This window comes from Geodermatophilus sp. SYSU D01176, assembly GCF_054050015.1.
The window spans coordinates 1-9662 of the sequence record NZ_JBJGYN010000090.1; the positions used below are offsets into that span (position 1 = coordinate 1).

Annotated in this window: 8 protein-coding genes; 4 read left to right on the top strand and 4 right to left on the bottom strand. The window is 76.8% G+C overall.

Annotated elements, in window-relative coordinates; translation table 11 throughout:
* Positions 1-112: 112 nt before the first annotated feature.
* Entirely contained in the window at positions 113-1369 is a 1257-nt protein-coding gene (locus ACI78Z_RS24440; protein ID WP_457039133.1) for a trypsin-like peptidase domain-containing protein, read from the bottom strand.
* 177 nt (positions 1370-1546) lie between these two features.
* On the opposite strand from ACI78Z_RS24440, the gene ACI78Z_RS24445 reads away from it, so the two are divergent.
* Positions 1547-2176 (top strand): FHA domain-containing protein, encoded by a 630-nt coding sequence (locus ACI78Z_RS24445; RefSeq protein ID WP_457039134.1) that lies wholly within the window; start codon positions 1547-1549, stop codon positions 2174-2176.
* 15 nt (positions 2177-2191) lie between these two features.
* Here the strand turns inward: ACI78Z_RS24445 and ACI78Z_RS24450 are convergent, their stop codons facing one another.
* From ACI78Z_RS24450 to ACI78Z_RS24460, 3 genes are all read right to left on the bottom strand, one after another.
* Positions 2192-4498, bottom strand: a complete 2307-nt coding sequence (locus ACI78Z_RS24450; RefSeq protein ID WP_457039135.1) for an ATP-binding cassette domain-containing protein — start codon at positions 4496-4498, stop codon at positions 2192-2194.
* Between the two features lie 378 nt (positions 4499-4876).
* Entirely contained in the window at positions 4877-6502 is a 1626-nt protein-coding gene (gene pruA / locus ACI78Z_RS24455; protein WP_457039136.1) for an L-glutamate gamma-semialdehyde dehydrogenase, read from the bottom strand.
* A 31-nt stretch (positions 6503-6533) separates the two neighbouring features.
* On the bottom strand, positions 6534-7466 hold the full coding sequence (locus tag ACI78Z_RS24460; protein ID WP_457039137.1) for a proline dehydrogenase family protein: 933 nt from the start codon (positions 7464-7466) through the stop codon (positions 6534-6536).
* Between the two features lie 127 nt (positions 7467-7593).
* Here ACI78Z_RS24460 and ACI78Z_RS24465 point away from each other — a divergent pair, with 127 nt between their 5' ends.
* The 3 genes from ACI78Z_RS24465 to ACI78Z_RS24475 form a co-directional block, all read left to right on the top strand.
* On the top strand, positions 7594-8721 hold the full coding sequence (locus ACI78Z_RS24465; protein WP_457039138.1) for a PucR family transcriptional regulator: 1128 nt from the start codon (positions 7594-7596) through the stop codon (positions 8719-8721).
* Positions 8722-8900: 179 nt separating this feature from the next.
* Complete coding sequence (locus ACI78Z_RS24470) at positions 8901-9434, top strand: biliverdin-producing heme oxygenase (RefSeq protein WP_457039139.1); 534 nt, start codon at positions 8901-8903, stop codon at positions 9432-9434.
* On the top strand, positions 9431-9662 hold a 232-nt coding region (locus tag ACI78Z_RS24475; RefSeq protein ID WP_457039140.1), incomplete at its 3' end, for a hypothetical protein. The genes ACI78Z_RS24470 and ACI78Z_RS24475, both read left to right, overlap by 4 nt.

The following is a 9662-nucleotide window of genomic DNA, read 5'->3' on the forward strand; positions in this document are numbered from 1 at the left end:
CCCCCCCCCCCCCCCCCCCCCCCCCCCCCCCCCCCCCCCCCCCCCCCCCCCCCCCCCCCCCCCCCCCCCCCCCCCCCCCCCCCCCCCCCCCCCCCACGAGGGGTCGACCGGGTCAGCCCAGCCGGGTCCCGCAGTCGCGGCAGTAGCCGCCGCCCGGAGCGCTGCCCCGGTGGGAGCAGGCCGGCCCGCGGGCAGCGCCCGTGCCGCGCGGGGGGATCCACGTCGGCAGGCCCACGAAGCGGGTGGCGTCGACGCGGCCGGCCGCGGCCCGGCCGACGGATGCGGACGCCGGCGCGGGGGCCGGGCGGCGCCGGCCGAACAGGAACGTGCCGCCGGCGGCCGCCGCCAGGGCTCCCCCGGCGGCGGCGAGCAGCGCCGTCGACGAGCCGCTGGGCTGCGACGACGAGGCCGGGACCGGCTGCCCGGCGTCCGAGGTGAGGGTGTCGTGCCCGGCGGCGGACGCCTCGACGTCGTGGTGGTCCAGGAAGGCGACCAGCGCCGCGTGGTCGGTGATGAAGTTGAACGCCTGGTTGTCGAAGCCGGCGCTGTTCACGCCGAGGACCGCACCGTCCTCGTCGACCGTGGGGCCGCCCGACATCCCGGAGCCGATCTCCGCGTTCACCTCGGTGCGGGCCACGCCCTCGTGGCTCACCTGCGTCGAGCTCACCGTCCCGCTCTTGAACGACGCCCGCAGGCGGGCGGCGTCGGAGACGCTGCCGACGTTCCCCGGGTACCCGATGGCGGTCACCTCGTCGCCCACCGACGGCGGGTCGGAGGCGACCGTCAGCGCCGGTGTCGGCTCCGGGAGGTTGTCGACCTGGAGCAGGGCGAGGTCGCCGTTGTCGAACGGCTGCCAGTCGATGACGTGCGCGGTCAGCGGGTCCTCGAGCACCGCGCCCTCGACCGCGGACGGCTGGACGGCCCAGACGCCGGTCAGGTCCGGCGAGACGTGGTCGCCGCGGCCCTCGACCGGCCAGTCGAGCTGGGCCGGGTCCAGGTCCAGCCCCTGCTGCGCCAGGAACGCACCGAGGACGTCGGTCTCGACCTGCTCCGGTTCGACGCAGTGCCCGGCGGTGACGATGTGCCCCTGCTCGCTGGCGAACCAGCCCGTGCAGGAGCTCGTGACCTGGATGGGCTCCGACCAGCGCCACTGGCCGGTCCGCGTCGGGTACTGGACGTAGCCCTCCCACTCGATCCCGATGAGGACGATCGACTTCTCCGCGTCGCCGACCGAGGATGTCGCCGACTCCGAGCCGGCGGCGAGGGCGGTGCCCGGCACGGCGAACAGGAGCGCGCTGCCCGCCGCCGCACCCAGGACGACGGTGGTGATCGAGCGCCGGGCGAGCGCCCGGCGGGTGGTGGTGGTCATGGCGGGTGTCCTCTCAGGAGGGTGGTCGACGAGTCCGACACGACGAGCGTCGGGCGCACCGGACCGCGCCTCCAGGACCCCCGGGGTGGGGATCGACCCACCCTGCGGGGACCGGTGCCCCACCCCGGGAGCACCGCGGCCGTTGCCGCCGGACCGGGGCCGCCGCATCATGTGCCGATGCCCGACGGGTCGCTGAGCTGCCCGCTCCTGCGGTACGCGGACGCCGACGGCCGTCCGGCCGAGTTCCTGCTCACCGGCGCGGCGCAACGGCTGACCGTGGGCCGGTCGCCGGAGAACGACCTCGCCCTGACGTGGGACGCCGAGGTCTCCCGCCTGCACGCGGTGCTCGAGTGGATCGGCGGTGCCTGGACCATCGCCGACGACGGCCTCAGCCGGAACGGCACCTACCTCAACGGCGAGCGGCTCACCGGCCGGCGGCGGCTGTGCGCCGGCGACGGCATCCGGGTCGGCGGGACGCTCCTGGACTTCCGCGAGTACGCACCCCGCCGGGGCCAGTCGACGCGGGTGTCCGCCGCCGACGTGCCGAGGCTGGCGTCGCTGACCGAGTCGCAGCGCGCGGTCCTCCTGGCGCTGTGCCGGCCGTTCAAGCACGGTGGCGCCTACGCGGTGCCGACGACCAACCAGCAGATCGGCGCCGAGCTCTTCCTCAGCGAGGACGCCGTCAAGACCCACCTCCGGGCGCTGTTCACCAAGTTCGGCGTCGAGGACCTGCCGCACAACCAGAAGCGGCTGCGCCTGGTCCAGCGGGCGCTGCAGAGCGGTGTGGTGCGGGAACGCGACCTGTAGCGCCGGACGGCCGGGTCAGCGCGGCTGGCCGGTGCGCGCGACCGACCGCGCGAGCGCCCAGGCGGTCACGGCGAGGAAGACCGCCGCCTGGGCGGCGAGCATCCCCATGTCGAGGGCCCAGCGGGACGTGGTGGGCGTGAACAGCGGGTCCGGCTGCGGACCGGACAGGGGCTGCAGCTCGGCCGTCGCGGCCATCGCGGCGTAGCCGGCACGGGCCGGCAGCAGCCAGGAGACCTGCTCCAGGCCGGCCCGGTCGGCCAGCGGGAACAGCCCGCCGCACAGCACCAGCTGCCCCATCACCAGCGCGACGAGCGCCGGCATGGTCTGGTCGGTGGAGCGCGCCAGCGCCGAGACCGCCAGCGCGGCGACGGCCATCGTCACGCCCACCGCGGCGGCCGCGGCGGCGATCTCCAGCCGGCCCCAGGGCAGCACGCGGGGGTCGTCGGGGCCCGGCAGCCCGAGGAGCGCCAGCAGGGTGAACGCCACCGACTGGGCCGCGACGGCCCCGCCCAGGACGACGACCTTGCTGGCCAGGTAGGCAGCCGGCGAGAGACCCACGGCGTGCTCGCGGCGGTAGATGGGGCGTTCGGCGACGAACTCCCGGACGGCGAGCGCGGCTCCCATCAGGGCCGCGCCCACCACCAGCACGATGATCCGCTGCTGGGCCTCGGCGGGGTTCCCGCCGGCGGCGCGCAGCGACAACCCGGCCTCGCCCGGGAAGGCGTGCGCCATGACCGCGAGCACCACCGGCATCCCGACCAGCAGGGCCAGGAACAACCGGTCGGCGGCCACGACGGCGAGGTTGCGGCGGACGAGCGTGACCAGTTGGCGGACCGGCGCCGGCCGCACCGGCGCGGGGGCCTCGCCGGCCGGCGGCGGGGGCGGCGCCACCACCGACGTCGCCCCGACGTAGGCCCGGCGGACCGGCGACTCGGCGAACCGGGCGACCCACGTGGGGTCGTCGAGCGCCCGGAAGACCGCCGGGTGGTCGGGCACCCCGAAGAAGGACAGCAGCTGCTCGGGCGGGCCGTAGAAGGCGACCCGGCCGCCGGTGGCGAGCAGCAGCACCCGGTCGCACTGGTCGAGGGCGAGCACGCTGTGCGTGACGACGAGGACCACCCGGCCGCCGTCGGCGAGCACCCGCAGGCCCTCCATGACCTGCCGGTCCAGGCCCGGGTCCAGGCCGGAGGTGGGCTCGTCGAGGAAGAGCAGCTGCGGGGCGGTGAGCAGCTCCAGGGCGATGGAGGTGCGCTTGCGCTGGCCGCCGGAGAGGGAGTCGATCCGCTGGTCGATCTGCTCGGACAGCCCCACCTCCGCGAGGACCTGGCGCACCCGCTCGTCCCGTTCGGCCGCGGTGGTGTCCTGGGGCAGCCGCAGCCGGGCGGCGTAGCCGAGCGCCCGCCGGACGGTGAGCTGGCGGTGCAGGACGTCGTCCTGCGGCACGAGGCCGATCAGGTGGCGCAGGTGGTCGTACTCCTCGTACAGGTCGCGCCCGTCCCAGGTCACCCGCCCCATGCCGGCCGGGCGCAGCCCGGTGAGCGCGCCGAGCAGGGTCGACTTGCCGGCGCCCGAGGGGCCGATGACCGCCACGAGCTGGCCCGCCCGGACCGTGAAGGAGACGTCGTCCAGCAGGCGCTTGCCGGTGCTGGTGGCCACCGCGAGGTGCCGGGCGCTGAAGGTCGCCGTGCGGGGGCGGGTCAGCCTGGCCGCGTGGCCGTCCCAGGTGAGCGTCGTGCCGCCGACCCCGATGGTGTCCCCGGCGCTCAGGGGCGACGCGCCGGCCAGCCGCGTGCCGTTGAGGTGCGTCCCGTTGGAGCTGTCCAGGTCCCGGACGACGGCGGTGTCCGGCCCGGTGACGTGGATCGCCGCGTGGCGGCGCGACACCAGCGGGTCGTCGGCGACGACGAGGTCGCAGCCGGGGTCGCGGCCGATGACGACGACCCGCTCCGGCGCCGGACCGGCGTCCGCGTCGGGGCGGGGCGGGGCGGACGCGAGCCGGATCAGCAGTTCCGGGCCGTCCCGCCCGCCCACCTGCACCCGGTGCTCCGAGCCGGGCTCGAGCAGCCGGCCCGCACCCGTCGCGCCGTCCCCCGTGCCGGGCGGCACCACCGCGCCGTCGAGGCAGGTGCCGTTGCGGCTGCCGAGGTCGCGCAGCACCCAGCCCCGCTCCTCGTGCCGCAGCGCCAGGTGCGTGCGGCTGACCTGCTCGTCGGCCAGCTGCACGTCGCACCGGGGGTCCCGGCCCACCACCACGGGCCGGGAACCGTCGAAGGTCCACACCCGGCCGGCGGCGGACAGCTGCAGGACGGTGCCGTCGGTCATGACCGGCACCCGGGCCGTCGGGGGGCCCGCGCCGGGGTCCCGCGCCGGAACGGGCGCGGGGGGTCATGACGTCGACCGGCCATGACGGAGCCTTCCTGCCTCGTCCAGCCCGGGATCGGGCGTGCGGACAGAAACCGCCCGACCCCGCTCCCGTCAACCGCTTCCCGGTCGCGGGGTACCGCGGACCCGCCCGGGCAGCCCCCCGACCTGCACGTCGTCACGCTGCGCCGCCGACCCCCTCCCCGGCGTCCCCGCCGTGCGGGGAACGCCGAGGGGCGGCTCCCCTGCAGGATCCCGCCGCGAGCCCGGTGAGGTGCTGGAACGGCCCCGTCCCGGGTCCCGCGCCGAGCGGAGCGAGGGGTGGGGAGGACGGGGTCCTTACTCCATGTGCGGGTAACGGTGGTCGGTCGGTGGCACGAACGTCTCCTTGATCGACCGGGTCGACGTCCAGCGCAGCAGGTTCTGCGCCGCGCCCGCCTTGTCGTTGGTGCCCGACGCCCGCCCGCCGCCGAAGGGCTGCTGGCCGACGACGGCGCCGGTCGGCTTGTCGTTGACGTAGAAGTTGCCCGCCGCGAACCGCAGGAAGCGCTGCGCGTGCGCGACGGCGGCACGGTCGGAGGCGATGACCGCCCCGGTGAGCGCGTACGGCGCCGCGGACTCCATCTGGGTGAGCACCGCGTCGTAGTCGGCGTCGTCGTAGACGTGCACCGCCAGCACCGGCCCGAAGTACTCGGTGGTGAAGACCTCGTGCCCGGGGTCGGTGCCCTCGATGACCGTCGGGCGGACGAAGAAGCCCTCGCTGTCGTCGGCCTGGCCGCCCGCGACGATGGACAGCGCCGGGTCGTCGTCCACCCGGTCGAGGACCCCGGAGAGCTTCGAGAACGACTTCCGGTCGATGACCGCGCCCATGAAGTTCGAGAAGTCGGTGACGTCGCCCATCGGCAGCGACTCGGTGACGCCGACCAGGTCGTCGCGCAGCCGCGCCCACACCGACCGCGGCACGTACGCGCGCGAGGCCGCCGAGCACTTCTGGCCCTGGTACTCGAAGGCGCCGCGGACCAGCGCGGTGCGCAGCACGTCGACGTCGGCCGACGGGTGGGCGACGACGAAGTCCTTGCCGCCGGTCTCGCCGACGATCCGCGGGTAGCCGCGGTAGGAGGCGATGTTCTCCCCCACCCGCCGCCACAGCTGCTGGAACACCGCCGTCGACCCGGTGAAGTGGATGCCGGCGAGGTCGCGGTCGGCCAGGACGACGTCGGAGACCGCGATCCCGTCGCCGGTGACCATCGTGATGACGCCCGGCGGCAGCCCGGCCTCCTCCAGCAGCCGCATGAGGAAGTGCGCGGCGAACTGCTGGGTGGGCGCGGGCTTCCAGACGACGGTGTTGCCCATGAGCGCCGGCGCCGTCGGCAGGTTGCCGGCGATCGCGGTGAAGTTGAACGGGGTGACCGCGTAGACGAACCCCTCGAGCGGGCGGTGGTCGGTCCGGTTCCACACGCCCGGGGAGGAGACCGGCTGCTCGGCCAGCACCTGGCGCGCGAAGTGCACGTTCCAGCGCCAGAAGTCGACGAGCTCGCAGGCGCTGTCGATCTCGGCCTGGTAGGCGGTCTTCGACTGGCCGAGCATCGTCGCGGCGTTGAGCGTCTGCCGCCACGGCCCGGCCAGCAGCTCGGCGGCGCGCAGGAACACCGCGGCCCGGTCGTCGAAGGACAGGTCGCGCCACGCGGGGGCGGCTGCCTTGGCGCAGGCCACGGCCTCCTCCGCGTCGGCGTGCGTGGCGTGCGCGGCGGTGCCGAGGACGGCGGCGTGCCGGTGCGGCTGGACGACGTCGAAGCGCTCGCCGCTGCCCATCCGCTGCTTCTCCCCGAGCGTCATGGGCAGCTCGAGCGGGTCGCCGGCCAGCTCGGTGAGCCGCTGCTGGAGCGCGGCCCGTTCCGGGGTGCCGGGGGCGTAGGTGAGCACCGGCTCGTTGCGCGGCGGGGGGACCTGGGTGACGGCGTCCATCGGGGTTCTCCTGCGGTGGAGGGCGGGTGGGTCAGCTGCTGACGAGGGAGCGCAGGAAGAAGCGCAGGTTCGCGGGTCGCTCGGCCAGGCGGCGCATGAAGTAGCCGTACCAGTCGGCGCCGTAGGGGACGTAGGCGCGCACGCAGACGCCCTCGGCGGCCAGCCGGAGCTGCTCGTCGGTGCGGATGCCGTGGAGCATCTGCACCTCCCAGGAGTCCGGCGTGCGGCCGTACTCGGCGGCCAGCCGCTGGGCGAGGTCGACCATGCGGGGGTCGTGGGAGCCGACCATCGGGTGGCCGGGCCCGCGCATCAGGACGCCGAGGCAGCGGGCGTAGGCGGCGTCGACCTCGGCGCGGCCCTGGTGCGCGACCGACGGCGGCTCGTCGTAGGCGCCCTTGACCAGCCGCACCCGCGAGCCGGGGACGGCGAGGGCGGCGGCGTCGTCCTCGGTGCGGTGCAGCGCGGCCTGCAGCACCGCGCCGGTGCCCGGGTGGTCGCGGCGCAGCTCGGCGAGGACGGCGAGGGTGGAGTCGACGGTGGCCGACTCCTCCATGTCGAGGGTGACCGTGGTGCCGATCGCCGACGCCGCCTCGGCCACCGGGCGCACCAGCTCCAGCGCGAGGTCGGTGCCGCCGCCGGGCAGCGCCTGGCCGAACGCCGAGAGCTTGACCGACACCTCGGCCGCGCGGCCCAGGCCCATCGGCGCCAGCCCGTCGAGCAGGGCCAGGTAGGCGTCGCGGGAGCGCACCGCCTCGGCGCGGTCGGTGACGCCCTCGCCGAGGTGGTCGAGGGTCACCGCGATGCCCTGACCGGTGAGCGTGCGGACGACGGCCAGCGCCTCGTCGAGGGTCTCGCCGGCGACGAACCGGTCGACCACCCGCCGCGTGACCGGGGTACCGGTGACCAGCCGGCGCAGCTCGGGGCGCCGGGAGGCACCGAGCAACAGGGTCTTCTGCGAGAGCACGCGCGGCACCTCCGCCACCGGGGACCTGACGCCTCCGACGCTAGGCAGCCGCCGCGTCGGCGACCAGCGACAGACGTACGGTGTCCGCCGTCGGCGCGTCATACACGCGTACAGGAGGAGCTGCGGGGTGCGGGACGAGCTGCAGGAGCTGGTCGACCGGGTCGCGGGCCTGCTGGGCGCCCCGGCGACCCTCGAGGACGCCGACTTCACCCTGCTGGCCTTCTGCGCCCACCCGGTCGACGGCGCCGACACCCCGGTGATGGACGCCGTGCGCACCCGCTCGATCCTCGGCCGCGGCTCGACGCCGGCCACCCGGCGCTGGTTCGAGGACTTCGGCATCGCGGTCGCCGAGGGCCCGCTGCGCACCCCGGGCGACCCGGACGCCGGCATCCTCACCCGCCTGGTGCTGCCGGTGCGGCACGCCGGGCGCACCCGCGGCTACCTGTGGCTGCTCGACGGCGGCCGCACCGACCCCTCGGCCGTCGACGACCCCGCGCTGGCCGCCGCGGTGGAGCTGGCCGCGGAGGCCGGGCGGCTGCTGGCCGGGCGGGAGGACGACGGCGACCTGGGGCGCCCGCTGGCCGTCGCGCTGACCGGCGCTCCGGCCGCGCAGGCGCCGGCGGCCCGGACCCTCACCGCGGCCTGGGGCGAGCGGACACCGGTGGTGCTCGTGGCGCTGCGCCCGGCCGGCGCGGGGCTGCCCGTGCCGTGGCAGGCCCCCGCGGCGGGGGCGGTCAGCGCGGTGCTGCCCGCCGACGGGCTCGTCGCCGTCGCCGTCCCGCTACCCGGCCCGGCGGACCTCCGACCGGCCGCCGCGGTGACCGCCGCCGCGCTGGCGGGCCTGCCGACCGGCAGCACCGCGGGGCTGTCGGGCATCGGCGCCGCGGCCGAGGCGCTGACCGACCGGTGGGCGCAGGCGCGCACGGCCGCGCGGGTGGCCGCGGCCGTCCCGCGCTTCTCCCCCGTGGCGCACTGGGGGGAGCTCGGCGGCTGGCGGCTGGCCGCCGCGCTCCCCGGCCCGGACCCGGCCGTCGCCCCGCTGCTGGCCGACCCGGTCCTGGCCGCGACCGCCGAGACGTGGCTGGACACCGGGTGCAGCGCGGCGCAGACGGCCGCGGCCCTGCACGTGCACCGGCAGACGCTGTACTACCGGCTCTCCCGGATCGCGCAGCTCACCGGCCTGGACCCCGCCGACGGGGACGCCCGGCTGCTGCTGCACGCCTCGCTGCGCCGCGCCCGGCTCGGCGGGCCGTGACCGGGGAGACACCGAGTCCGCAGCGCGCGCCGCGGAGCGGGGGGTCGCCTAGTCTCGGATCCGGTATGGGTGCTGGACGAGAGGCCACGGGTGCTGCACGAGGGGCACGGCCTCGACACACGGAGGGCCCCGACGTCCTCACCGAGCTGCGCACGGCCACGGCGGTCGAGCACGAGCAGGTGGAGACCACCCTCGGCCTGATGGACCCGCAGCTGGGCCCCGCGCGGCTGGTCGCCGTCCTCACCCGGCTGCACGCCTTCTGGGCCGCCGCCGAGGCGGGCCTCGACGCCTGGGCGCACCGCCGGCCCGCCGACGCCGAGACGGTCGACTGGTCCCGGCGCCGCCGCGCCCACCTGTTCGCCGCCGACCTGCGCGCCCTGGGTGCGGAGCCGGACGCCGCGGTCCGGCCCGAGCTGCCCGCCGTCGAGGACACCGACCAGGCCCTGGGCCGGCTCTACGTGCTGGAGGGCTCCACCCTCGGCGGCACGTTCATCGCCCGCCACCTGGCCACGCTGCCCGGCCTCGGCTCCGACGTCCGGCTGGGGGCCTTCTCCCCCTACGGCGCCGAGACCGGCGCGATGTGGCACGCCTACCGGCGGGTGACCCGCGAGCGGGTCGCCGCCGGCGGGGACGCGGGCCGGGTGGTCGGCGCCGCGCGGGCCACGTTCACCGCGCTGGCCGCCTGGTGCGCCCCGGTCGGGGCGCCTGCGTGACCGTCCCCGAGACCGACCTGCTGCCGGCGGGGACGCCGGTCGACCTCTCCAACTGCGACCGCGAGCCCATCCACGTGCCCGGCAGCATCCAGCCGCGCGGCGTGCTGCTCGCGGTCAGCGAACCCGACCTCGTCGTCGAGCAGGTGTCGGAGAACCTCGCCGACCTGGTGGGCGTGGCCCCCGCCGACGCCCTGGGCCGGCGGCTCCCCGAGGTGCTCGGGGAGCCGC